The sequence below is a fragment of the Pseudidiomarina marina genome, assembly GCF_044807045.1.
In the GTDB taxonomy this organism is placed as follows: Bacteria; Pseudomonadota; Gammaproteobacteria; order Enterobacterales; family Alteromonadaceae; genus Pseudidiomarina; species Pseudidiomarina marina.
The window spans coordinates 1,137,378-1,164,190 of the sequence record NZ_CP085233.1 but is presented as its reverse complement, the minus strand read 5'-3'; the positions used below and the strand labels follow the sequence as shown (position 1 = coordinate 1,164,190).

Genomic DNA, 26,813 nt, shown 5'->3' with positions numbered 1-26,813 from the left:
TTATAGTACAAATGCAGGAAAAAAGCCTGATTCAACGGGGATTTACCGATTTTTTGCGACTTTTTTAACCAATAACTTACAAAAATTTCATGATTGATAAGACTTCTAGCCCCACTACTACGCCGATTGATCCCGTAGAGTTCAGTGAAACCTTAACTTTATGGCAAAAAACACATGGTCGGAATGACTTACCCTGGCAACAGGATGTAACGCCATATCGCGTTTTAGTTAGCGAGCTCATGTTGCAACAAACTCAGGTGGCTACTGTCATCCCTTACTTTGAGCGTTGGCTACAACATTTTCCCACTGTCGTAGCATTGGCCGATGCTTCCGAAGATGAGGTGATGACTCAATGGCAGGGACTGGGGTATTACTCGCGTGCCAGAAACTTGCATAAAGCGGCAAAGTTTGTTGTGCAAGAAATGAACGGGCAACTACCCGATAATATTGACGAACTCAGAGAAGTTCCCGGTGTTGGACCTTATACCGCCGGCGCAATTTCGGCGTTTGCTTTTAATAAACCAGCTGCGCTAGTCGATGGAAATGTTAAGCGACTATTCAGTCGCTATTTTGGTATTGAAGGCGACATTTCGTCAGCAAAAACCAACAGAACAATTTGGTCGTATGCAGAAAAGTACACACCAAAAGCCGACAATCGCCGCTATGCTCAAGCACTACTTGATCTCGGCGCGACCATCTGTACGCCTCGGTCCCCGGATTGTCAAAGGTGTCCAATAAAAACCAGCTGTAATGCCTATGCAACAAATCGCACCCAAGTTCTTCCTGAGAAAAAAGCAAAGAAAAAAATACCAACGCGTCATGGCTATTTCTTGCTCGACCTATCTGATGAGGGTGTGATGCTAACGCAACGCTCAGGTGACGGCATATGGCCTCGACTATGGTGTCTACCAGAAGTATTAGAACCATTAGAAAAAGCACATCTTCACGGAAGCTTTAAACATGTGTTTTCACATTATAAGCTCGAGGCACTGGTTTTCTCGCAGCCCGTAGCACAAGGTGGCGTACGAATACCGTTAGAGCAATTGGATAACTATGGATTACCTACCCCAATTCGTAAATATCTTAATACGTTGCGTACATAACTATCAGCAATTAAAGCGTCAGTAAGTTTGCATTCACTGACATCGGCACCGTAAAATAATCCTCTAATTTAAAGCCGAATGAGGTTGTCATGAGCCGTACCGTATATTGTGAATACCTGAAGAAAGAAGCTGAAGGTTTAGACTTTCAACTCTATCCAGGTGAGCTTGGTGAGAAAATCTTTAATAGCATTTCAAAGGAAGCATGGGCTGAGTGGCAAAAGAAACAAACCATGTTGATTAACGAAAAGCGTTTAAATCTTATGGACCCGCAAGCTAGAAGTTTTCTTGAAGAACAAATGAAAGCTTTCTTATTTGAAGGCAAAGAAGTAGATATTGAAGGCTACACCCCACCCACAAAATAAACACCTCTAAAAACCCCGCTTTGCGGGGTTTTTAATGTTTATAAAAAGTAAAGTTTCATTTCACTAAAGCCCTATTTCCTTATCTTATGCCTTATATAGTGGGCATTTCCTTCACTTATCCCTCTGAACTAGAGAAAGCACCCCAAATCTGTTAGACTACATACGAATTTTTCAAGAGGGAGAAGTTATGGAAATGCCTTCCTGGCAACGTGCTGTTCTAAAAGTCGGCAGTGCGTTGATTGCGCCAGACGATACAGGAACGAGCAGTAAATACTTATTAGCTATCGCTCGATTTATTATTGAGTGTCACGAACGCGGACAAGAAATCGTCCTCGTTTCATCAGGTAGTGCTGCAGCGGGCAGAAAACATATTAGTTTCGATGGCGACAAGCTTCCGGTGACCATAAAAAAAGCGATGGCTGCTGTTGGACAAAACGACATGATGGCCAACTGGTCGCGGTTTTTTGACTTCCCGTGCGCACAGGTTTTGATGACCCACGGTGATTTACGCGATCGCGCTCGCTATGTCAGTGTTCGAAACACCCTTCGCACATTGTTAGAACACGATGTATTACCCATCGTGAATGAGAACGATGCATTAGCTACCGACGAAATGAAGGTAGGCGATAATGATAACCTGGCTGCAATGGTAGCGACCCTTGTAGACGCCGATGCATTGTTCATTTGTTCTGACATAGATGGCTTGTTTGATGCCGATCCGCGAGTAAAACCCGATGCGAAAAAAATTCCAGAGGTAAATGAAATTACCGAGGAAATTTTTGCATTAGCCGGTGGAACCACAAATAAAATTGCAACGGGTGGTATGCGTACCAAGATTGAGGCAGCTGAAAAAGCCACCTCTCATGGTATTGATACGTACATCGTTAACGGCCGCAAAGGAGAAACCTTCGAACACTTATTACAGGGCCAAAATCCTGGAACATTGTTCAAGCGCCAGCAAGATCCGATGAGCAATAAAAAACATTGGTTACGGCATACGTTAATTTCACAAGGCGAGCTCGTTATTGACGAAGAATCTGCAGTAGCGCTTAGCCGCGGAGAGTCGTTAACAACGAGTGGCATTGTCGACGTTCAGGGCGACTTCAATCGCGGCGATGCCGTTGTGATTCGTAGCGGGAGTACAGCCGAGGCTATTGGCAAAGGTATCTGCCAATACAGCTCACACGAACTAATGCATATCAAAGGGCAAGAAATTAGTGATATAGCCGAAGCGTATGGCTACAGCCCAATCTCAGAAGTAATAGAAAGTAATGATTTAATGATACTGGAGGACGAATGAGTACTCAGTTAGCTGAACAAATTTCACAACGCGCAGCAGTTGCTGCCCGCGCAGTCGCCAATTTATCAGAAGCTAAAAAGAATCAAGTATTGCAGCGTATGGCTGATGCCATTCGCGCAGCGAAAAGCACTATCTTAGCGGTTAATGAAAAAGACATGGCTGCGGGGAAAGAAAAAGGCTTATCAGAAGCGATGCTTGACCGGTTGCAACTGAATGATGAGCGCATTGAGGGCATGGCGAGCGCCATTGAGGAGATAATCGAACTCTCCGATCCAGTTGGTGAACGCAAACATTTTGAGACTCGCCCAAATGGTATTCAGGTCGATAAAATGCGTATTCCGCTAGGCGTAATCTGCATGATTTATGAGGCACGCCCGAATGTGACGGCCGACGCTGGAGCTCTGTGTTTCAAATCTGGCAACGCTGTTATCTTACGTTGCGGTCGAGAAGCCATAGAAACGAGTAAGGCTATAGCGGATGCACTGCATCAAGCACTTCGCGATAGCGAATTGCCAGAAGACGTTATTACTGTTGTTCCTTCGCCTGATCGCGATTTGATGACAGAGCTACTCAAGCAAGACAAGTACATTGATTTAGTCATTCCTCGGGGTGGCGAAGGCTTGATCCATTTTGTCAGTGATAACAGTAAAATCCCTGTTATCCAGCACTACAAAGGCGTATGCCATTTATATATTGATAAAGATGCGGATTTAGATAAAGCCCTCAATATCTTGCTGAATGGTAAAACTCAACGTACAGGGGTGTGTAACGCGCTTGAAGGTTTAGTCGTGCATCAAGATATCGCTCCGAAGTTTTTACCGGTTGCAGCAAAAGCCTTGGCTGAGAAAAACGTTGTCATTCATTCAGACAATGCATCAGCATCTTACTTTGATAGTCCTGATGTCATTGCAGAGGATGCTTTTGGTGAAGAGTATCTGGCTTTAGAAATTGCGGTGAGAACCGTCAAGGATTTCGACCAAGCACTTGATCATATTCATCACTTCGGCAGTGGCCATACTGAAGTAATCGTCACTGAGAATAAAGAAGCTGCCGACCGCTTTATTCGTGAAGTCGATTCAGCGGTGACAATGGCAAATGCTTCTTCACGGTTCAGTGATGGCGGTCAGTTAGGCTTAGGTGCTGAAATTGGTATTTCTACCAGTAAATTGCACGCATACGGCCCAATGGGGTTACAGGCACTGACAACTGAAAAGTTCGTGGTGACCGGTACTGGGCAAATTCGCGAGTAATTTACTCGCGTCTGTAGCCGTGTAACCGCCTTAAGCAGTCACGTTAGCTATAGGCATCGACTAAAAGAGGCCAATCTCGTGTTTCATTAAAATGAAATGCTCGGTTGGCTTCTTTTGCTTTGGTTAGTTCTTTATTAAACGAACGTAGCAAACGTTGTAGATTGGCTTCTCGCCATTCGCCTTCCGCTTTAAATCCACACTTATCAAAATCGACAATCCAGCACTTGCCGTTATCATCGAGCATGATGTTGTGGCAGTTCAAATCAGAATGATAAACACCTGCACTGTGCAACTCACGTATTGTTCTACCAACTTGTTGCCACTCTGAATCAGTGAGAGACCGTTGCAGTAGTAACTTGAATAGGTCTTGCGCATTAGGAATAACCTCAACCAAGATATCAGCGCGATATCCCCAGACTGGTGCTTCTACATACCGAGCTGCAACTGGCCGAGGCACTGGAAGTGCTAACTCTCGTAATTTCAGCAGTAGCGAGAACTCAGCCATGGCACGACTATTAGCAATTGGCTCACGTTTGAAGCGATCTTTATTCACCTTTCCAACCAGGCCACCGCGATAATAATGCCGTAACAATAAACCGTGCTCTCCTGCATCCACGAAGAACGCTGTGCTCCGCCCTGTCGCCGAGCCCTTCACTTTATTCTGACTCTGCCAAAAACTCGCATCAAAGTGATCTGATGTACAACCATCCAAAATGCTCGGGTCATACCAAATTTCCATTTTGTCGTTCGGCTTAGCTGTTTTTATCATTGACATCGTCCTCACTTTCTCGGCGTTGCGTGCAAACGGCGCGAAGCGCTCAATATCCTGTAAAATAGCTTCCGTTGCGCCTTGATCGTTGGCAAATTCATCAAATGCATGGTTTGCATGTTGCGTAGCTTGCTGCGGGTGAGCCAGCCATTCATTCCACGCAGCGGCTAACGCTTTTGCATCAGCAACTATATGAACACCATCCACCGCTTTTAAGCGCTGATAAATTTCATCAAAATTGAATACATGCGGACCGGAGATTACTGCTGTATGGGTCGCGATTGGCTCAAGTGGATTATGCCCACCTCGTTCAATCAGGCTCCCCCCAACAAATGCAGCATCGGCCACGGCGTACCATAACAATAACTCACCCATTGAATCCGCAAGAAAAACTTGATGAGATGGTTGTACAGTTTGCGCGGTACTGCGGCGCACATAACTAAACTGCTGCTGTTCTATTAACCGAGCCACTGAATCAAATCGCTCAGGATGACGAGGCACGATAATTAACAGTGCGTTGGGATGTTGCCCTAGTACCGAGCTAAACGCTTCAAGAATTTGCGCATCTTCACCATCGTGAGTGCTTGCGGCAACAAGAACCGGTCGGTTTAATTCATCGCGCCAGCTCTTAGCTTGTTGATGTATTTCATCGCTGACCTGAAAATCGTGCTTTAAATTTCCGCGTACAGCGAGTTTATCATTCGGTACTTTAAGCGCTTCAAAGCGCTCAGCACTCGCATTCGTTTGTGCAGCAATAAAGTTCACGCGCTGCCAGATTGGACCAAGTAGCCAAGCATATTTCTGATAGCTTTTTGCTGACCGCTCCGACATACGAGCATTAACAACTAAAACAGGTATGTTTCGCAGGTGGCATTGCTCGAGCAAACACGGCCACACTTCGGTTTCAAGCACGATAAGTAAGCGCGGATTAAGTTTACTCACAAACCGCTTCATTGCTCCGGGTGTATCAATCGGCAGGTAACTATGAAAGACACGCTCACCAAACAGCTTCAGCGCCATTTCCGCAGCTGTCGGTGTCATTGATGTCAACGTCACCGAAAGATGCGGGTAAGCGCGTAAGACACGTTCGATAAGCCCACGGGCAGCTACCGTTTCGCCAACTGACACACAATGAATGACAATGCCATCGCGAACTTGTGGCGGAATTTTCTGAAGTGCGAGGCGCTCACTCCAGCGTTCTCGATAAGCCGAAGCCTTCGCTCCACGCAACCAGAGATAAATAAATACCAATGGCGTCGCAAAGCGAATAAGCAGTTTATACCAAACAGTCATTAGCGCTTAACGCCAGTACTCTTTGATCCATGTTGTAGGAAGTACCTTGCGGTACCATTTACCACTGCGTCCAGCTATCGCATCGTCAGGATGTGGGCGACCATGGAAAATGATTACCTTGGCGCCCTCAGGAATGCGTGGCTGTTGAAAGAAACTCAATGGGAATGGACGTAGACAATGACGTTTGAAACTGCGACACCATTGCGCTGGCCAATATTTTAATTTTCCCTGACGCGCAACAAACTGCGTAATGAATTCCTGCTCATTGCGAACATCTTTACGTGAGCCAACTGGATCTGCTTTCAGATGTTCTAGAGCATCAACATGAGCACCAATATTAAAACGAAATACCGAGGTATTTCCGGTAGCATCGGATTTATCCCATTCTTTAATCACCAAAAACTCGCCTTCTGGCTCAAAGAAATCATCCAAACTTCCTACAATGACAATATCAAGATCCAAGAACAACGTTGGCCCTTGTAAATCGTAAAGTGGATTCGCGAAACAGGTCAATTTCAACCAGCCGTGGGCGAATGTCCATGGTTTACGCTGGTCAAAATCTTCAAATCCGATTTCTGGAATTGGCTTTACTTCAACCTCGTCGCGAATTCCTTCTGCGTCATCTGTGAAGCATACAAAACGGTATGGCAATGAAATATTGCGACTCACCATTGAGTACAGTGTATTGACATAGTCAGAGCCGTACTTGTTGCCCCACTTGATACAAATAATATTAACTGGCTGCATGATGTTCCTGCCTGAGGGTTAACTAATTTAATAGACGCATAATGCCAAATTTTCGGTGATCTCGCTATGCTAAAACACGTATTTAGCATTGATTCCCTATAACTTAGCGTAGATTTAACAGATGGCCACTCATTCGTCGTCCTTATCTTTTGGTGATATCAGTTTTAATCGCCTACCAAATGATTCAATTACCACCTTAGCACTTGTTTTAGGTGATCAATTGAATGCTGGTCATAGCTGGTTTAAAACGATTGATCGCAATCGACTATTCGTACTGATGGAAGTACGCGAAGAAACCGACTACGCCAAACACCACATTCAGAAAATTGTTGGGTTCTTCGCTGCGATGCGTCATTTCGCGCAAGCATTAAGCGCGGCTGGACATCACGTTTGTTACCTATCACTAGATGATCCGAACAACCGTCAGAGTGTTACCAAAAACTTATCCGCGCTGCTTCAGCGCCTTCCTCGTACACGACAAGTTCAGCTCCAACAACCCGATGAGTATCGTGTTGATGAGTACCTACAAGCTTGGGCTGGGCAGCAGTCGGTTGAAGTACAATGGTATGACAGTGAGCACTTTTTAACCCAACGCAGTGTGTTAAATGACTGGTTCCCAGGTAAAGAAAACTTCTTAATGGAATCGTTCTACCGCAGGGTTCGCCAACAAACTGGCTACCTCATGGAAAACGATAAACCAATAGGTGGTAAATGGAATTTTGATAAAGACAATCGTAACAAACTGCCCAATCAACAAGATGTTGCCAAACCATTATTGTTTTCCCACAACGTAAGCGACATTATCGCTATGCTGAAAAAAGCAGGCGTTGAAACCATCGGTGACATTGAACCGCAGCGATTCATTTGGCCAACGTCACGGCTCGAATCGAGGCAACTACTCGACTTTTTCGTGGAAAACCTACTAGAAAATTTTGGACGCTATCAAGATGCTATGCACACGGAGTATTGGTCGCTTTTTCATGCGCGTTTGTCATTTTCACTAAATACCAAAATGCTCAGTCCTCGCGAAGTTGTCGAGAAAGCAATTTCCTATTGGCAGAACAATTCATCTCGAATAAACATCGCACAAATTGAGGGATTTGTACGTCAGATCATTGGTTGGCGAGAGTTTATTCGGGCTATTTACTGGCATCACATGCCTTACTATTCCACCACCAACTTTTTTGAAAACAAAGCCCCTTTGCCAAGTTATTACTGGACCGGCAAAACACACATGCTGTGCATGGCAAAAAGTATTCAGCAATCGCTTGAATTTAGCTATGCACACCACATTCAACGGTTAATGATTACTGGCAATTTTGCACTGCTTGCGAACGTGAACCCTGACGAGGTCGACGCTTGGTATTTAGGAATTTATATCGACGCCTTGCAGTGGGTCGAGTTACCAAATACACGCGGCATGAGTCAATTTGCTGATGGTGGAGTTCTTGCCACCAAACCCTATGTATCGAGCGGTTCTTACATCAATAAAATGTCGAATTACTGTCAGCATTGTCACTATGACGTCAATCAACGTGTCGGCACAAATTCATGCCCTTTCAACAGTCTGTATTGGCATTTTATAGATTCTCATTACGAGCAACTTAGCAAGAATGCGAGAATGGGATTAATCTTAAGCCAATGGGATAAACGAGATAAGACAGATAAACAAGAACTATTGGAGCAAGCGCGCTTGTACTTAAACCAAATTGATTCGTTATAAACGGAGTTGATAGAAACGCTAAAAAGGAAAAAATATGAGCAGATTTATAGTTATCTTACTCACCAGTTTTTATATCGTCGGTTGTAGCAGCAATCCAACACCGGTGGCTCCGGTAATTGATAAGTTTGAAGCGACGAAATACCTAGGCACATGGCACGAAATTGTTCGCTTACCACATAGCTTTGAAGAAGGATTAGAACGTGTTACAGCTGAATATCGGCTCAATCAGGACGGTACCATTGAAGTCACTAACCGCGGCTACAATACCGAGCTTGGTGAATGGGAAACAGCAATTGGCCTTGCCAAGCCTGTCGATACGGCCATGTATAAAGTAACATTCTTTTGGCCATTTTATGGTGGTTACTACATTAGTGAATTGCAAACAAATGACGCTGGAGAATACTCATTGGCGGTCATTACGAGCGATAGCCATGATTATTTTTGGGTGCTCTCACGTACACCAAATGTACCAGAAAGCGAACTTGAGGAAATAATGAAGAAAGCTGAGGCTTGGGGGTATGACACCAGCCTGATGATTCGAGTGAACCATCAGGCCGGATATCAATAACGCTTACTGAGCGCGACGCGCGCGACGTTCGCCTGGATTACCGCGTCCGCCTTTATTATCACCACGACGTTGCGCACCTTTAAACGGTGGACGTTCGCCGGCAGGTGGACGTGGACGACGAGTAATTTGCTCACCTGGAGCTAACTCGAGGCCCATCTGTTGTTGACGTACACGCGCACGTTGTAATACGCGCACAACAGCTGTCGGCATGCCTTTTGGTAGCTCAACCAAGCTATGGCCGTCAAATAACTGAATTTGACCGATAAAACGGCTATCCATATCAGCTTCGTTGGCAATTGCACCAACGATATCTTGTGGACGAGCACCGTGCTCACGACCGACTTGAATGCGATAAGTGTCAAACTCAACGTTCGCATCACGACGATCTCGAGAGCTGCGTTTTTCGCGACCATCACGACTATCGCGGCTATCACGAGCATCACGTTTGCCACGACGTTCAGTACGTTCTTCAAATTTACGTGGCGCCGGATCATCCGCAATAATCAACGGACGCTGCAAGTTTTGCTGAGCTAACAAAGCGGCAGCAATTTGCTCTGCCGACAAACCCGTGTCAGCTTGCATTTTGGCAATGATTTCGTTCAATTGGTTAAATTGACCACCAGCAACCGTCGTTACGATTTGCTCTTGCAGTTTCTGTTGGCGATGCGCACTCAATTCTTTCGCATTCGGAACTTCAAAGTATTCAATAGTTCCGTTGGTTAAGCGCTCATAGGTGCGAAGCAAATGCTTTTCTTTGTTGCGATAGAACAAAATCGCTTCACCACTACGTCCGGCACGGCCGGTACGACCAATTCGGTGAACATAAGATTCGCTATCACCTGGTAAATCATAGTTCACAACGTGCGTGATTTCTGGCACGTCAAGACCACGCGCTACCACATCCGTTGCTACTAAGATTTCGATACGACCGCTACGCAATTGCGCCACAGTTTGCTCGCGCTGTGCTTGGTTCAAGTCACCACTTAATGGAGACGCTTTAAAACCAGATGCTTGCAGTTGCTCAGTAACATCCATGGTGTCTGAACGCGTACGTACGAAAATCAATACGCGCTGATACTCTAAGGTTTCGAGCAAACGCGTTAACGCTTGCATTTTACTCAAGCCACGCACTAACCACGCGCGTTGACGAATCGTCGCCTTCGCTTTCTCAATGGCTGCAATTTGAATATTTAACGGTTGCTCACCCGCTTCGGTAACAAGGAAAGTCTTCGCTAATTTACGAATTGCCGGAGGCATGGTCGCCGAGAATAACGCGCGCTGTGCTGTGTTCGGCACTGCGCCCATGATGGTTTCGATATCGTCAATGAAGCCCATGTTGAGCATTTCATCGGCTTCATCAAGCACCGCTAAACGCAAAGCGCTTAAGTTCAAAACGCCTTTGTTTAATAAATCGAGTAAACGACCTGGCGTTCCCACAACAACATGAGCACCGCCGCGTAACGCTTTAATTTGTGGACCAAAAGCTGCGCCACCATAAACGGTAGCCACTTCAAGACCGCGCATTTGCTGTCCGAATTCGGCTACAGCTTCAGCAACTTGAATCGCAAGCTCACGAGTCGGTGCAACCACCAACATCTGTGTCGCGCGTTCTTTGGTATCAATCGCAGACAAACCTGGCAAACCAAACGCAGCCGTTTTACCGGTACCGGTTTGCGCTTCGCCAAGCACGTTCTTGCCTTCAATCAGGGCAGGAATTGCTTGTAACTGAATTGGCGTCGGTTGGGTGAAATTCATTTTTTCTAGCTGTTTAAGCACAACAGCAGGCAGGGCCAGATCGGCAAACGATTGGCCAGTCATTACTTCAGACATATTTTTCTCACATGTTTCTGTATTGCATATATAAGGGGGATATACGCCCAGCTACAGAACACGATGAACACTCTGGCAGGAATTTAGGCGCTGTTTACCCCAGCATATTCAGGGGTAAGTCCGCTCCCATCAATAGCGGTAATGACCCTGAGGCGGCGAACTATACGCTAATTGTTAAATAAACACAAGGTAAACTAGCATTGAAGTTCTGACGTATAAGCCTAATACTGAGTTATACATTCAAAAATTGGGAGTAGTCATGTCAACACATACCATGCGTTCACTCGTTCAAACCAATGCTTTCATTGATGGTCATTGGATACCAACCGATAAACGATTCGAAGTGACCAACCCAGCCACTGGAGAGACTCTCGCTGAGGTTGCTGACGGCGACGCAACCATGGCTGAACGCGCAGTGGAGGCTGCTCATAAAGCCTTGAAGCATTGGCGTGAAAAAACCCCGAAACAGCGAGCTGACCTGTTGCGCCGCTGGTATCAAAGCATGCTCGATAATAAACAAGCACTTGGTGAATTAATGAGTGCTGAGCAAGGCAAACCGATTGCCGAAGCCATCGGAGAGATAGAATATGGCGCCAGCTTCGTGGATTGGTTCGCTGGTGAAGCTGAACGTTGTTACGGGGATATTTTGCCCGTTAGTGCAAACGACAAACGCAGTTGGATTATCAAGCAACCGATTGGCGTATGTGCTGCCATCACGCCGTGGAACTTCCCCAATGCGATGATTACGCGAAAGGTTGCTCCCGCCCTTGCTGCAGGTTGCACAATTGTTGTTAAGCCACCACAACTAACGCCGCTTTCAGCATTAGCCCTTGCGCAACTTGCTAGTGAAGTAGGCATTCCGGATGGCGTAATTAATTTTGTGCCAACAACACAGTCAAAAGAAGTTGGCGAAGTATTCACTCAACATCCTCGTGTTAAGAAATTTACCTTTACCGGCTCAACTGCAGTCGGTAAAGCACTAATGGAACAGTGTGCGCAAACCATGAAAAAAGTTTCACTTGAGTTAGGAGGTAATGCACCATTCATTGTATTTGACGATGCTGATATTGATGAGGCAGTTCGCGAATTAATTGCATGCAAATTCCGTAATGCAGGCCAAACCTGCATTAGCGCCAATCGTGTTTTAGTGCAAGAAACCGTGCACGAAGCATTCATTGAAAAATTACAGAGCTCATTGGCAACAATCAAAGTTGCTCCTGGCGATGCAGAAGAAGTGGACTATGGTCCCCTGATTAACTCTGCTGCAATAGACAAAGTTGAAGAATTGCTTAAAGATGCGCAGCAGCATGGCGCTAAACTTGTCACCGGCGGCAAAGTTCTAACAGAACTGGGTGAGTTATTCTACGCCCCTACTTTAATCACTGAGATAACGCCGGCAATGCGTATTGCACAAGAAGAAATATTTGGCCCGGTTATTGCCGTACAAAAATTTACCGATGAGGCGCAAGGCATCGCGCGCGCAAATGATACACCTTTTGGTCTAGCCGGTTATTTTTGCGCTCAAGATTACACTCGCATTCAACGCGTCAGTGAACAACTTGAATGTGGCATGTTAGGGATTAATGCCGGCGCAATTTCTCACGCGTACAATGCTTTTGGCGGCGTGAAAGAATCCGGTATTGGCCGTGAGGGCTCTCGTTATGGCTTGGCCGAATACCAAGAAACTAAGAACATCACCTTAGGCGGCTTTGCATGAAACAACAGTTAGAACAACGCTTGCAGCGATTGAGGACCACCTACAATAGCGGTTTGACCCGCTCAGTTGCGTGGCGCAAAGAGCAACTCCAGAAATTGCAGCAGATGCTTGATGAGCACGAAAAAGAACTCCTAAACGCGTTACAAGAAGATTTAGGGAAATCATCAGCTGAAGGTTGGCTTACCGAGCTAGGTTTTCTTATAAGCGATATCAAGCATACACTGCATCATTTAAATCAGTGGGTGAAGCCAAAACGCGTACGGCAGCCACTGCTAGCGTGGCCAGGTAAAAGTTATCTGCATCCAGAACCTCTTGGTGTGGTTCTTATTATTGGGGCTTGGAACTATCCACTACAATTACTCCTTAGTCCTCTGGTAGCTGCTCTTGCCGCAGGTAACTGTGTGGTTGTTAAGCCATCTGAGTTATCACCTAAAACGGCAGAGCTTATTGAGCGCCTATTGCCTGATTACCTGGCTCCAGAAGCTGTTCATGTTGTCACCGGTGGCGCCGATGTCGCCTCTGAGCTATTAACACATCGTTTCGATCACATTATGTATACAGGTGGTGGACGCGTGGGCAAGATTGTTATGCATGCCGCTGCAGAACATCTAACCCCGGTAACTTTAGAGCTAGGTGGAAAAAGCCCAGCTGTGGTTTTAGCCGATGCCAATATCAGCGTTGCAGCACGACGAATTGCTTGGGGGAAATGGATAAATGCCGGCCAGACCTGCATTGCTCCCGATTATGTCTTGGTGGATGAGGCAAAACATGACGAGTTTATCGCTGCGTTAAAACAATCCTGCGAAGCTTTTTTTGGAGATGATCCGCAACACTCAGCTGATTATGGTCGAATTGTTAATCGTCAGCATTTTGATCGCCTTAAAACTTATCTCAATGACGGCCAAATTGTGTTTGGTGGCGAGTTTGACGGAGACGACCGTTACATTCAGCCGACTGTTCTATCTGACGTTGACCCTGACAGCAAGGTCATGCAAGAAGAAATCTTTGGCCCTATTTTACCGGTTCTGAAAGTTAAAAATCTGGCGGAAGCTATCAACTTTATACAAGAACGAGATAAACCTCTGGCTCTCTACGGCTTTAGTAATTCCGCACGGCAACTACAACAACTCACCGAACAAACTCACGCGGGGAACCAGTGTAACAATGACACCTTGATGTTTATGCTCAATCCAGAGTTGCCGTTTGGTGGCGTCGGACCTAGTGGTATGGGCCGGTACCACGGTAAATTTGGTTTTGATACGTTTAGCCATATGAAATCGGTAATGACGAGACCATTTGCTATTGACCCAAATTTTCGGTACCCGCCATACACGTCATTCAAGCAAAAATTACTACGTTGGTTCTCGTAATCGACACGTGACCAGACTAAAACCGCATATTTTTAGCGGTTGGTCTGGTCTGCTTGCCGGCGATGAACGCATGCGCTAGGATTGTGCGGTTTGCAAACCATTATAATAACGAATAGCAAGGGTTCTCTCTATGAGCGCATCTCGTGAGCATTTCAGCTCCAAAATCGGTTTTATTCTTGCCGCAGCTGGTTCTGCGGTCGGCATTGGTAATCTTGTAGGCTTCCCCGTTGCAGCAACCAAAAATGGCGGCGGCGCATTTTTATTAATTTATGCATTATTTGTAGCGTTCATTTGTCTACCTGTCATGTTGGCAGAAATGGGACTTGGCCGCCGAGCTCAGCACAGTCCTTATAAAGCGTATTCAGAACTTGGACAGGGCTTAAAACGTTGGCGTATAGCTGGCTTCTTGGCGACCATAACGCCGTTTATGATCGCCGTGTTTTATATGGTCATCACGGTATGGATTTTTGGCTATCTCGTGCAATCGTTGCTTGGCAACCTTGATGCTCTGGCCAGTGAGGGGTTCTTTACTAACTTCGTTAACGACTATGATTTCATTTGGTATTTAGTCGGCGTTACCATCATTATCAACTTTATTTTGGTTGGTGGTGTTCGCAAGGGCATTGAGCGCGCATCTAAAATTCTCATGCCAACGCTATTTCTGATGCTCATCTTGCTTGTTATTTTCGTCCTGACATTAGATAACGCATGGGCTGGAGTGAAATTCTATCTGGTGCCAGATTTTAGCCAAATTAATGGTTCAGTGATTAACGGGGCATTGGCGCAGGCATTTTTCTCATTATCGCTCGGTATGGGTATTCTGATCACATACGGTTCTTACTTCCGCCGTAGTGATGACATTGTCACATCAGGTAAACTGGTTGCAGTCACTGACACAGCGGTTGCATTTATTGCCGGTCTAATGACATTGCCAGCAATTTTCGCCATTTATCCAGATACTAATCCTGATTCGTTGAGCGATTCTTCGGTAAGCATGATATTTTCATTCTTTCCAAATATTTTCCTAGCACTATCAGAATCGGTTGGATACTTAGCTGCCAGTGTTGCTGCGACCATTTTCTTTTTATTAGCGTTTGTTGCGGCAATTACGTCGCTGGTTTCTATTATTGAAGTACCAACGTCATCATTAATGGAAAAGCGTGACATTTCACGTAAGAAAGCCCTATTGATTATGGGTATTGCAATTACCGTACTTACGCTAATTGCGGCAACCTCATTTGGTTTGGTTCCATGGTTCACAGCTTTCACCCATTATGCCGGTGTTGATAAATCGGTTTTTGATGTCATCTATGACGTCTTCTACGATACAATTTTACCGCTGAATGGTTTGCTCATCTGTTTGTTTGTACGTTTTCGTTGGAAACGCAGTCAGCTAACCGCAGAATTAAGCGAGGGGAATCAAGCTTATGCAACCTCATGGCTGGAAAAGTACGTAAGCTTTGCAATTGGTACATTTATTCCGTTGATTCTTGCTGTTGTATTCATCAACACCGTGCTAACTAAATTCTTCGCAATCTCGCTCATTTAAACTATGGGATTACAGCGAATTGCTCATCACCTAAAGACTGCTCGCGTTCGAGCAGTCTTTTTGTTTGATGGTCCACGTGATTGGCAGGCATTTCACAAAAATGCAGTGATAAATCAACTTCCTACTGCGTTGTGTTTATCTGATAACGAAAGCAATGACATTGCGGTACATCGGTATCGCGATTACTTAGGTTCGTCGAACGATTTCGTTGTGCTTGAGTTCACAGAAGTGATTCACGCTGATGCCCTTGCTGCATTAGCGGGGACCGTGAACGGAGGTGGCATTTTGTTTGTCTTTCTGCCGGAAGCAGTAACGCCTTTTAAAAAGCGTCTGCTCGCTTCCAGCGTTAATTTTGCTCGAATTGAAATCCTAAAACCGGATACAGATTTAAAAGCCTTAACGCAAGAATTAGCCGGCTCGAACTTACCGAAATCAAAAAAAATAAGCTTACCGAACTCAACGCAAAAGACAATTATTGAGAGCATGATTGATCTACCCGGCACCTGCCATATTCTCATGGCCGACCGCGGGCGAGGGAAAAGCACAACTCTTGGCTTGGCTTGCCAAGCATGGATACGAAATTATCGCGGCCGCGAGCTGGTAGTCACCGGACCTCGGCCCTCCGCAACCACAACGCTACTTGAACATGCAGCAAAATCAGTTCGCTTTGTACCTTGGGATAAATTATTGAGTGATTATGCCCCACAAAGCGTACGACTTATCATTGACGAAGCCGCAGCGATACCAATGCATGTATTACAACAACTAGTGCAACGATTTACCGTTTGGGCAGTAGCGAGTACCGTAGATGGTTATGAAGGTTGCGGCCGAGGTTTTGCAGTTCGCTTTGTTGAATGGTTACAGCAGCAGCGTACGTGCAAGCTGCATGACTTAACAGAGCCAATGCGTTGGTCGGTAAATGATGAAGTGGAGCCGTGGTTGAATCAGGCGTTATTAATGCAGGCTCACCATCAGAAAAATGACCATTCAATTTTTACAGATACGCAATCGTCGACAACGTTTCAAGACACGCGCGCAAGCGAACTGTCTGAGTATGACCTGCAAGAAGTTATTACTTTACTTCTAGAAGCTCACTATCAGAGTAGCCCTAACGACTTACGCTTACTGCTCGACGACCAGCAACAAAGACTTGTTTTAGCTCGTCGCCAAGATAGTATCATTGGTGTTATCTGGTATAGCCTCGAGGGTCAATTACCGCAAGAATTACAACAACCTATCGTCGATGGAAAACGCCGCTTGAATGGTCAAATATTGCCACAAGCAATAGCATTTTACTTGCAACAATTAGAGGTTTTGAGCTGGCGGTGGTGGCGAGTTACCCGAGTAGCAGTTCACGATAAAGTTCGTCGCCAGGGTATTGGTTTAGAACTCCTAAACGAGCTAAAGAAGCTATCATTACACGCACAAGTTGATGCGTTAGGATCAAGTTTTGGTGCCAGCCCCGACGTATTAGAGTTTTGGCGTCAAAGTCCTTATAAAATTGTGCGCATGGGCCGAAAACTCAATATGGCGAGTGGTTACCCAAACGCCATCCTCGCACTCGGGCTTAATGATGAAAGTCGCGAGCTTATTGAAAGACTTCACCAGTATTGTAATGCTGAGCTGGATTGGCGTAATCATGTTGATGTGAGTGTTAACACAGCCATGTACCGTATTGCACGAGCAGTATTGGTGGGATTCGCATATGGAAATTTACCATTTACTGAAGCTCAGTTCGCATGGAACGTTTGTGATAAAAAATATCCAATAAAAGCCTCTGGTGTCACCCTTCCAGGGCAGATATTGAACGTGGCTGAAGACCTTGCCCGACTCACTCAAAAGTACGGATACAGTAGTCAGCAAACGATGCAAAATCAGTTGCGCCAAATTGCACGCGAATATCTCGAACTCACCCGTTAAACACTGTTAAAATAGTTACCTAAACATGCTTAGTTAGCAAAATTATGCTATCTTTTAGCCTTTGTGTTCACCCACAACGGAAGGGTATTTTTAACATGTCACGAGTTTTAATTATTGGTGCGGGCGGCGTTGCTGGCGTCGTTGTAAAAAAATGTGCGATGCTGCCGGAGTACTTTTCGGAAATTCACCTAGCTAGCCGAACCGTTTCTAAATGCGAAAAGCTTCAAGAAGAAGTGGGCAAGGATCGCGTCGTCGGTGTTTATCAAGTTGATGCTGATCAAGCTAGCGAAGTTGCTGACCTTATTCGCAAAGTACAACCAAGTCTAGTGATCAACGTTGCCTTACCATATCAAGATTTACCAATTATGGATGCTTGTCTCGAAACTGGCGTACATTATCTTGATACCGCGAACTATGAACCGAAAGACGAAGCCAAGTTTGAATACTCATGGCAGTGGGCTTATCAAGACAAGTTTAAAGAGAAAGGCATTATGGCCTTACTTGGAGCTGGATTTGACCCGGGTGTGACTAACGTGTTCACTGCATATGCAGCGAAACATTATTTCGATGAAGTTCACTATTTAGATATCGTTGACTGTAATGGAGGCGACCACGGTCAGGCCTTTGCAACCAACTTTAACCCAGAAATAAATATCCGCGAAATTACCCAACGCGGTAAATTCTGGGAAAACGGTGAATGGCACGAAACCGATCCAATTAGTGTTCGCGAAGACCTAGACTATCCGGGTGTTGGTGTGCGCGCTTCTTACCTACTTTTCCATGAAGAGTTAGAGTCATTAGTGAAACACTTTCCAACCTTGAAACGTGCGCGATTCTGGATGACCTTTGGCGAGCAATACCTAACGCATTTGCGCGTGTTAGAGAATGTTGGCATGACCTCAATTGAGCCAATTGAGTTCCAAGGACAAAAAATAGTACCGTTGGAATTCCTTAAAGCCGTTTTACCTAACCCGGGTTCTTTGGCTGAAGGTTACACCGGTATGACTTGTATTGGTACCTACGTCACCGGTATCAAAGATGGCAAAGAGAAGACTATCTTTATCTACAACAATTGTGATCACGCTGTTTGTAATGCTGAAGTAGGCGCTCAGGCTGTGTCATATACAACTGGCGTTCCTGCGATGATCGCTGCATCAATGATGCTGCAAGGTCATTGGATGAAGCCAGGCGTTTGGAACATGGAACAATTTGATCCAGACGAGTTCATGGAACGCCTGAATAAATATGGCTTGCCATGGAAAGTTGTTGAAACTGAATCGCCATTTAAGCGCTAATATCATGACGAATCCATTTCTAGACTCGGCAATTCCGTCGCCTTGTTACGTTTGTGACGAGGCGGCGCTTGAGCGCAATCTTCAATTAATGCAGCGCGTTCAACAAGAAAGCGGTGCCGACATCATTTTGGCACTGAAAGGTTTCTCGATGTGGAGTACCTTTCCTTTAGTAAAACAGTATTTGAAAGGGTGCACTGCTAGCTCAGTTTGGGAAGCACGTTTAGCTGCCGAAGAATTTGGTCGCGAAGTTCATGCTTATGCTCCTGCGTACAAACAAAGTGATATTGATGAATTATTACCAATAGTTCATCACATTTCTTTCAACAGTTTGTCGCAATGGCAACGCTATCGCGAACGAACTCTCGCTTCCGGTGTTTCAGCTGGACTACGCGTCAATCCTGAACATCAAGAAGCAGAAACTGAGTTGTACGATCCGAGTGCTCCTGGTTCACGCCTTGGCATTCGCGCTTCAGAATTGGCAGGCGCAGATTTAACGGGTATCGACGGACTACACGTTCATAACCTATGCGAGTGCGACTCATTTGCTCTCGAGCGCACCCTTGCGGCGGTCGAGTCAAAGTTCGGGCATCTTCTGCATAAAATGAAGTGGCTTAACCTAGGCGGTGGTCATCTGATGACCCGTAAAGGTTATGATGTTGAACACCTGATTAAACAATTAAAGCGCATTCAAGAAACCTACAGCATTCAGGTTATTCTTGAACCGGGTTCAGCCGTTGCATGGCAAACAGGTCCGTTGGTAGCTGAAGTCGTTGATATTATCGAAAATGATGGGCAAATTGCCTTGTTAGATATATCTGCAACAGCACACATGCCTGATGTATTAGAGATGCCTTATCGACCGAATATCACCGGTGCTCGTGAACCTGGTGTATTACCACACACTTATAAGCTAGGTGGTAACTCATGCTTAGCTGGTGATGTGATTGGTCTGTATAGCTTTGAGGAACCGCTGCAGCCAGGCGATCGTCTTATTTTTGAAGATATGATGCACTACACAATGGTAAAAACATCATTCTTTAATGGCGTTGAACATCCTAGCATTGGCATTTTGCGCCGCGACGGTAAATTCGATTTGATTCGAAAATTTACTTACGAAGACTTCCGCGGAAGGCTCTCATAATTACTTGTTTTCATCGATGTTTGCTTACGCTTTACAGAAAAAAGCACAGCTAAATAAAGCTGTGCTTTTTTTATGCCTGCCGCGCGTAACAAGCTAGTCCTTGCAGAACTAACTCACTTCGGACTTCTCCTCGACGCTTTAAATCTGCAGGAAGTAGTGGAATCGAGCCACCGCTAAATAGAATGCGATAATCAAACCAGTCAAGCTCAGTTTCAGAAACGGCTATTGCTTGTCGAACTAAGCCAACAAAAGCATTCACACAGCCATTCAATAAACATTCAGGCGTGTTTTGCCCCAGTTGATGCGCCTTACCCCAATGATCATCACCTTCGTGGCCGACAAACACTCCTGGAGCCCGATTGATAACCGAATGTTTCATGAGATGCACACCCGGCGCAATCCAGCCGCCCAAATGCTGCCCATTCTCATCTATCCAGTCCACCGTGATGGCTGTTCCAGCATCGATGATCACTGTAGCTTTTGGTTGCTCATCAAATGCGCCTACCATAGCCAACCATCTATCAACACCGAGATTCCTGAATTCGGCATACGAGTTTGTTACACCGAAAGCCTTAGATTCTGTAACGACTCGTACAACCGTTTTCTTCGCATTATCGAGCCAAGCTTCAACCACCTGATTGCGGTCTTGGCTGCTCACGCTCGCCAACCACACACTTTCAATACCGTCAGGCAATGTGTGCTGATTAAGTTCTGCGTAAGCCACATTCAGCCATGGCTCTAGGTGCCCTTCTGCATCCATTAAGGCTGTTTTAACTCGCGTATTACCTGCATCTATTAACAGTTTATGCGCCATAACGTAAACTTACCTCTCCTGCGTGAAAACGCTCTAGCTTACCGTCGCGTTTTACTAGTAATGCCCCACTTTCGTCTATACCTTCAGCGATGCCATGCAGTTCCTTCTCTCCCATGATAATGCGAACGGGCTTAAGAGCGAGTCGATCAAATTTTTGCCAGCGAGAAATAAATGGCTTCAATCCCTTACCTTCATATAGCTTCAGAGCTTTTCGGCATTTTGCGAGCAGGAGCGCGGCCAACTGATTTCGGTCAAAGTTATTGTTCAAAAGCGTACTCAAGTCTGTCCATGGTTGATCGATCTGCTCGCCTAGCCATTTTGGCATTTGAATATTGATACCAATTCCAATAATGGCATGCGCAACACCAAGCGCTTGACCTTCGAGTTCTATAAGAATACCGGCAACTTTCTTTCCGTCGACGATCACATCATTTGGCCATTTCACCTCGACATCATAAACGCCAAGCTCCGATAGCAGCTCAGCAATAACAGTACCTAATGCGAGACTCAACCCCATAGCCGCGCCCATACCATCTTCAAGGCGCCAATACATGCTCATGTAGAGGTTGCTACCAAATGGTGAGATCCACCGTTTACCACGACGACCGCGGCCTTCGGTTTGCGCTTCAGAGAACACGGCATAACCAGAATCAATCGGACTGTTTAGCGCATGTTTAATAAAGTCATTGGTCGAGCCAATGACTCGCTCGAGGTGAACATTCTCTACGTTTTCATCGTTGGCGCGTAAATAATTGGTAACTCTTTCTAAATCGAGAAGCTTTAACTCATTGGCAAATTTATATCCTTTACCCGTAACTCGAAAAACATCGATACCAAGCGCTTGAACATCCTTTATATATTGACTAATCGCGGTTCGGCTTACGTGAAGTTTTTCACCCAAGGCTTCACCGGAGTGAAACTGACCGTCACTCAGCATTTCGATAACCTGAACTATTCTTTCTATTCGCTGTGGCTTCATAACGAAACTAATCCTTTTTCGTCTAACAACCGAACTTCAGCTTCCAACTCAATACCGTAATTTTCATAGACAACTGATAGTATATGACGCGCTAGTTTAACCACATCTGCACCAGTTGCCCCGCCTGAATTTATCAATACCAAAGCTTGCTGCATATGAACTGCCGCACCACCAATCTTAAATCCTTTCAGGTTTAAATGATCAATTAACCACCCTGCAGCTAATTTAATTTCACCGGTAACTAATTCAAAATAAGGCATTGTTGGAAAACGCTCAATCAGCTCGGAATATTTGCTTCTACTTATCACTGGATTTTTGAAAAAGCTACCAGCGTTTGGAATGACTTTAGGATCTGGTAGTTTCGCAGTTCGGATAGCTATAACCTTGTTCAAAATATCAGTAGCGGAAACTGGCTGATTTAATGCTTTTAGTTCACCATAAGATAACTCTGGTTGCCATAATTTTGGAATCAGGAAATGAACCTCAAGAATCACCCAGCGCATAGGATACTGTTTAAAAATGCTATCACGATAGCCAAACTGGCAATCAACAGTCGAAACGTTTACTAGTTTTCTTTCCTGTCTATCCCAAACCTGAACGTAGTCTATAAAATCACTGACTTCTCGACCGTATGCTCCGATATTCTGAACCGGTGCGGCTCCAACTGTTCCTGGAATGAGAGCTAAATTCTCAAGTCCATGAATACCCTTCTTGTTTAAGAATAGTACCAGATTATGCCAATCTTCACCGGCTCCGACTTTAACTGACCAGTGCTCTTTAGCTTGCCTTACTTTTATACCTTTAACACGAACACAGACAATCGGCTTTTTAAAATCAGTCAAGAATATAGTATTAGAACCGCCTCCTAATATATATGCATCAGAAGGTATGTCGTTTACCTGTTCTTGGCTATCCAAGAAAATAATATCTTGCGCCTTTGCAGGTAATCGAAATGTATGAAGTGTAGATAAATCAGTGGAGATTTTTGTTTCGCTCATTCGCTGATTATACGGCTAAAAAGTTTAGAACGGTAGAAGGTGAAGGGCGTTATTCGTTATTCGTTACTCGTTGTTCGTTGTTCGTGCGTTCACTTCGTTCACTGTTCGTCCGTGCTACGCACTGTTCGTTATCGAACAGAGAGGCGAAGCCGAACGCACGAACAGCGTAGCGCACGAACCACGAGTCACGCTTTTGGCTTTCCCAAACGAAAAAACCCCGAGCGTTAGCTCGGGGTCTCGTCGTATTTGAAGCCTGGCGGTGTCCTACTCTCACATGGGGAAGCCCCACACTACCATCGGCGCTGAAGCGTTTCACTACTGAGTTCGGAATGGATCAGGTGGTTCCACTTCGCTATGGCCGCCAGGCAAAAACTGTTAAACAATATAAACGCGCTGATTGTTCGTATGAATGCGCACCCTACAGGAACGTATTTTAATAGAAGCTCGAACTTGCGTCCCCGGCGTCAAACGCCGGGCTACATTAGCCCTAAACACCTTCGGTGTTGTATGGTTAAGCCTCACGGGCAATTAGTACGGGTTAGCTCAACGCATTACTACGCTTCCACACCCCGCCTATCAACGTTGTAGTCTCCAACAACCCTTCAGGACAATTACATGTCAGTGAGAGCTTATCTTGAGGCTCGCTTCCCGCTTAGATGCTTTCAGCGGTTATCGATTCCGAACATAGCTACCGGGCAGTGCCACTGGCGTGACAACCCGAACACCAGAGGTTCGTTCACTCCGGTCCTCTCGTACTAGGAGCAACCCCTCTCAACTCTCAAACGCCCACGGCAGATAGGGACCGAACTGTCTCACGACGTTCTAAACCCAGCTCGCGTACCACTTTAAATGGCGAACAGCCATACCCTTGGGACCGACTACAGCCCCAGGATGTGATGAGCCGACATCGAGGTGCCAAACACCGCCGTCGATATGAACTCTTGGGCGGTATCAGCCTGTTATCCCCGGAGTACCTTTTATCCGTTGAGCGATGGCCCTTCCATTCAGAACCACCGGATCACTATGACCTGCTTTCGCACCTGCTCGACGTGTCTGTCTCGCAGTTAAGCTGGCTTGTGCCATTACACTAACCGTACGATGTCCGACCGTACTTAGCCAACCTTCGTGCTCCTCCGTTACTCTTTGGGAGGAGACCGCCCCAGTCAAACTACCCACCAGGCACTGTCCTCGATCCCGATAAGGGACCTAAGTTAGAACATCAAACATACAAGGGTGGTATTTCAAGGATGGCTCCACGTCAACTAGCGCCAACGCTTCATAGCCTCCCACCTATCCTACACATGGAGGTTCAATGTTCAGTGCCAAGCTATAGTAAAGGTTCACGGGGTCTTTCCGTCTAGCCGCGGGTACACCGCATCTTCACGGCGATTTCAATTTCACTGAGTCTCGGGTGGAGACAGCGTGGCCATGGTTACACCATTCGTGCAGGTCGGAACTTACCCGACAAGGAATTTCGCTACCTTAGGACCGTTATAGTTACGGCCGCCGTTTACCGGGGCTTCGATCAAGAGCTTCGCTTACGCTAACCCCATCAATTAACCTTCCGGCACCGGGCAGGTGTCACACCCTATACGTCATCTTTCGATTTTGCAGAGTGCTGTGTTTTTAATAAACAGTCCCAGCCACCTGGTCACTGCGGCCAGCTCCAGCTCCCCCCGCAAGGGGTTCACTAGCTCTGGCGTACCTTCTCCCGAAGTTACGGTACTATTTTGCCTAGTTCCTTCACCCGAGTTCTCTCAAGCGCCTTAGTATTCTCTACCTGACCACCTGTGTCGGTTTCGGGTACGGTCAACATGTACCTGAAGCTTAGAGGCTTTTCCTGGAAGCAGGGCATCAACAACTTCGCATCCGTGGATGCTCGTCTCGTATCTCAGTCTTAGTCGCCCGGATTTTCCTAAGCAACCAACCTACATACTTTCACCGGGATAACCAACACCCGGCTTGCCTAGCCTTCTCCGTCCCCCCATCGCAGTACATGTCGGTTCAGGAATATTAACCTGATTCCCATCGACTACGCCTCTCGGCCTCGCCTTAGGGGCCGACTTACCCTACCCTGATTAGCATGGGATAGGAAACCTTGGTCTTCCGGCGTGCGGGTTTTTCACCCGCATTATCGTTACTCATGTCAGCATTCGCACTTCTGATACCTCCAGCATGCTTCTCAACACACCTTCAACGGCTTACAGAACGCTCCCCTACCCAGCACACAAGTGTGCTGCCGCAGCTTCGGTGCATGGCTTAGCCCCGTTACATCTTCCGCGCAGGCCGACTCGACTAGTGAGCTATTACGCTTTCTTTAAAGGATGGCTGCTTCTAAGCCAACCTCCTAGCTGTCTGAGCCTTCCCACATCGTTTCCCACTTAGCCATGACTTCGGGACCTTAGCTGGCGGTCTGGGTTGTTTCCCTCTTCACGACGGACGTTAGCACCCGCCGTGTGTCTCCCGGATAGTACTCACTGGTATTCGGAGTTTGCATGGGGTTGGTAAGTCGGGATGACCCCCTAGCCCAAACAGTGCTCTACCCCCAGTGGTATTCGTCCGAGGCTCTACCTAAATAGATTTCGGGGAGAACCAGCTATCTCCGGGCTTGATTAGCCTTTCACTCCGATCCACAAGTCATCCCCATCTTTTTCAACAGATGTGGGTTCGGTCCTCCAATTGATGTTACTCAATCTTCAACCTGCTCATGGATAGATCGCCCGGTTTCGGGTCTATACCTTGCAACTAAAACGCCCAGTTAAGACTCGGTTTCCCTACGGCTCCCCTATACGGTTAACCTTGCTACAAAATATAAGTCGCTGACCCATTATACAAAAGGTACGCAGTCACCCCGAAGGGCTCCTACTGCTTGTACGTAGACGGTTTCAGGTTCTATTTCACTCCCCTCGCCGGGGTTCTTTTCGCCTTTCCCTCACGGTACTGGTTCACTATCGGTCAGTTGGGAGTATTTAGCCTTGGAGGATGGTCCCCCCATATTCAGTCAAGATAACACGTGTCCCGACCTACTCGTTTTCACAATCATTGCCTCGTCGTGTACGGGACTATCACCCTGTATCGTCAAGCTTTCCAGCTTGTTCCACTAAAACTATGATTGCTTAAGGGCTACTTCCCGTTCGCTCGCCGCTACTAGGGAAATCTCGGTTGATTTCTTTTCCTCCGGGTACTTAGATGTTTCAGTTCTCCGGGTTCGCTTCCTTAGGCTATGTATTCACCTAAGGATACTGAGCAAGCTCAGTGGGTTTCCCCATTCGGAAATCCATGACTATAACGGCTCTTACTGCCTCATCATGGCTTATCGCAAGTTAGTACGTCCTTCATCGCCTCCAACTGCCTAGGCATCCACCGTCTACGCTTAGTCACTTAACCATACAACCCGAAAATGTTTATTCGAATCGCATGGGCTGTTCTCTATGCTGTACACAAGTTCGATACGCCTCTACCAAAATGGTGTTTCAAGTAGAGTGGCATTTCATTACTTTATTACAATCAGCTTGTTCATATTGTTAAAGAGCGTCGTAACATCAGGTTACTGATAACTATTCTCGTAAGAATGTTTATCGCTAACCTTGGATAAAAACCGTTATTCGTTATTGGTTATTCGTTATTCGAAAAACCCAACACCAAGCCAGAAGCTTGCTTCAAAGTTAGGCAAGGCGGGAAGCCGCGAAGCATACATCAGTATGTGAGTGGCTTTCCAACGCAGCATAACGTTGAAGTGGTGGAGCCAAGCGGGATCGAACCGCTGACCTCCTGCGTGCAAGGCAGGCGCTCTCCCAGCTGAGCTATGGCCCCACAGGCCGTAGGCCTGTCGTTGTTCGTTATTGGTTATTCGTTATTCGTGAAAACAACAACCAAACCAAACACAACAAACCGATAAGGGAAATTCGCGTGAGAGCAAGGCGAGAGGATGCGAAGCATACATCAGTATGCGAGTATCCGAACAACGCAGCTATCGCGAGAATTTGGTGGGTCTGAGTAGACTTGAACTACCGACCTCACCCTTATCAGGGGTGCGCTCTAACCAGCTGAGCTACAGACCCAGTATCCGCTAAATCTGCAACTCC

General features: G+C 46.1%; 18 protein-coding genes, 2 tRNA genes and 2 rRNA genes. 12 read left to right on the top strand and 10 right to left on the bottom strand.

Going from position 1 to position 26,813, the window contains the following annotated elements; translation table 11 throughout:
• The first annotated feature begins 89 nt into the window (after positions 1–89).
• From mutY to LG272_RS05490, 4 genes are all read left to right on the top strand, one after another.
• Complete coding sequence (mutY, locus tag LG272_RS05505; RefSeq protein WP_404409937.1) at positions 90–1,103, top strand: A/G-specific adenine glycosylase; 1,014 nt, start codon at positions 90–92, stop codon at positions 1,101–1,103.
• 89 nt (positions 1,104–1,192) lie between these two features.
• The gene (locus LG272_RS05500) at positions 1,193–1,465 is read left to right on the top strand and encodes an oxidative damage protection protein (protein ID WP_126758378.1); all 273 of its coding nucleotides are present in this window, start codon (positions 1,193–1,195) and stop codon (positions 1,463–1,465) included.
• Between the two features lie 187 nt (positions 1,466–1,652).
• Positions 1,653–2,765 (top strand): glutamate 5-kinase, encoded by a 1,113-nt coding sequence (proB, locus tag LG272_RS05495; protein WP_404409936.1) that lies wholly within the window; start codon positions 1,653–1,655, stop codon positions 2,763–2,765.
• Positions 2,762–4,015, top strand: coding sequence for a glutamate-5-semialdehyde dehydrogenase (locus tag LG272_RS05490; protein ID WP_404409935.1), 1,254 nt, complete (start codon positions 2,762–2,764; stop codon positions 4,013–4,015). Before proB ends, LG272_RS05490 begins: the two co-directional genes overlap by 4 nt.
• Positions 4,016–4,058: 43 nt before the next feature.
• On the opposite strand, the gene waaA is transcribed toward LG272_RS05490, so the two are convergent.
• Together waaA and LG272_RS05480 are read right to left on the bottom strand one after the other, a co-directional pair.
• A complete protein-coding gene (gene waaA, locus LG272_RS05485) occupies positions 4,059–6,077 on the bottom strand; it encodes a lipid IV(A) 3-deoxy-D-manno-octulosonic acid transferase (protein ID WP_404409934.1) in 2,019 nt (672 codons plus the stop codon).
• A gap of 6 nt (positions 6,078–6,083) precedes the next feature.
• Entirely contained in the window at positions 6,084–6,824 is a 741-nt protein-coding gene (locus LG272_RS05480) for a glycosyltransferase (RefSeq protein WP_404409933.1), read from the bottom strand.
• A 121-nt stretch (positions 6,825–6,945) separates the two neighbouring features.
• Here LG272_RS05480 and LG272_RS05475 point away from each other — a divergent pair, with 121 nt between their 5' ends.
• Positions 6,946–8,547: a cryptochrome/photolyase family protein gene (locus LG272_RS05475; protein ID WP_404409932.1), complete on the top strand. Its 1,602-nt coding sequence runs from the start codon at positions 6,946–6,948 to the stop codon at positions 8,545–8,547.
• A 34-nt stretch (positions 8,548–8,581) separates the two neighbouring features.
• On the top strand, positions 8,582–9,115 hold the full coding sequence (locus LG272_RS05470) for a lipocalin family protein (protein WP_126758372.1): 534 nt from the start codon (positions 8,582–8,584) through the stop codon (positions 9,113–9,115).
• Positions 9,116–9,118: 3 nt separating this feature from the next.
• Here LG272_RS05470 and LG272_RS05465 read toward each other — a convergent pair whose 3' ends face one another.
• Positions 9,119–10,945, bottom strand: a complete 1,827-nt coding sequence (locus LG272_RS05465; protein WP_404409931.1) for a DEAD/DEAH box helicase — start codon at positions 10,943–10,945, stop codon at positions 9,119–9,121.
• A gap of 259 nt (positions 10,946–11,204) precedes the next feature.
• Between LG272_RS05465 and LG272_RS05460 the strand changes: the two genes are divergently transcribed.
• The 6 genes from LG272_RS05460 (at position 11,205) to nspC (ending at position 19,937) form a co-directional block, all read left to right on the top strand.
• Positions 11,205–12,662 (top strand): NAD-dependent succinate-semialdehyde dehydrogenase, encoded by a 1,458-nt coding sequence (locus tag LG272_RS05460; RefSeq protein ID WP_404409930.1) that lies wholly within the window; start codon positions 11,205–11,207, stop codon positions 12,660–12,662.
• Complete coding sequence (locus LG272_RS05455; RefSeq protein ID WP_404409929.1) at positions 12,659–14,032, top strand: aldehyde dehydrogenase family protein; 1,374 nt, start codon at positions 12,659–12,661, stop codon at positions 14,030–14,032. The genes LG272_RS05460 and LG272_RS05455 overlap by 4 nt, the downstream gene beginning before the upstream one ends.
• Before the next feature lie 130 nt (positions 14,033–14,162).
• Positions 14,163–15,581, top strand: coding sequence for a sodium-dependent transporter (locus tag LG272_RS05450; protein ID WP_404409928.1), 1,419 nt, complete (start codon positions 14,163–14,165; stop codon positions 15,579–15,581).
• Between the two features lie 60 nt (positions 15,582–15,641).
• Positions 15,642–17,501, top strand: coding sequence for a GNAT family N-acetyltransferase (locus LG272_RS05445; RefSeq protein WP_404409927.1), 1,860 nt, complete (start codon positions 15,642–15,644; stop codon positions 17,499–17,501).
• Positions 17,502–17,596: 95 nt separating this feature from the next.
• On the top strand, positions 17,597–18,796 hold the full coding sequence (locus LG272_RS05440; RefSeq protein ID WP_126758367.1) for a saccharopine dehydrogenase family protein: 1,200 nt from the start codon (positions 17,597–17,599) through the stop codon (positions 18,794–18,796).
• A 4-nt stretch (positions 18,797–18,800) separates the two neighbouring features.
• Positions 18,801–19,937 (top strand): carboxynorspermidine decarboxylase, encoded by a 1,137-nt coding sequence (gene nspC / locus LG272_RS05435; RefSeq protein WP_404409926.1) that lies wholly within the window; start codon positions 18,801–18,803, stop codon positions 19,935–19,937.
• Between the two features lie 70 nt (positions 19,938–20,007).
• On the opposite strand, the gene LG272_RS05430 is transcribed toward nspC, so the two are convergent.
• From LG272_RS05430 to LG272_RS05400, 7 genes are all read right to left on the bottom strand, one after another.
• Positions 20,008–20,751 carry a type III pantothenate kinase gene (locus LG272_RS05430; protein WP_126758365.1) on the bottom strand — a complete coding sequence of 248 codons (744 nt, stop codon included), beginning with the start codon at positions 20,749–20,751 and terminating at the stop codon, positions 20,008–20,010.
• A complete protein-coding gene (gene birA / locus LG272_RS05425) occupies positions 20,741–21,730 on the bottom strand; it encodes a bifunctional biotin--[acetyl-CoA-carboxylase] ligase/biotin operon repressor BirA (protein ID WP_404409925.1) in 990 nt (329 codons plus the stop codon). Before birA ends, LG272_RS05430 begins: the two co-directional genes overlap by 11 nt.
• Positions 21,727–22,728 (bottom strand): UDP-N-acetylmuramate dehydrogenase, encoded by a 1,002-nt coding sequence (gene murB, locus LG272_RS05420; protein WP_404409924.1) that lies wholly within the window; start codon positions 22,726–22,728, stop codon positions 21,727–21,729. The genes birA and murB overlap by 4 nt, the downstream gene beginning before the upstream one ends.
• A gap of 251 nt (positions 22,729–22,979) precedes the next feature.
• Positions 22,980–23,094 (bottom strand): 5S ribosomal RNA (rrf, locus tag LG272_RS05415).
• Between the two features lie 141 nt (positions 23,095–23,235).
• Positions 23,236–26,115, bottom strand: a 23S ribosomal RNA gene (locus LG272_RS05410).
• A gap of 350 nt (positions 26,116–26,465) precedes the next feature.
• Positions 26,466–26,541 (bottom strand) — tRNA-Ala (locus tag LG272_RS05405).
• A 171-nt stretch (positions 26,542–26,712) separates the two neighbouring features.
• Positions 26,713–26,789 (bottom strand) — tRNA-Ile (locus tag LG272_RS05400).
• Positions 26,790–26,813 lie beyond the last annotated feature (24 nt).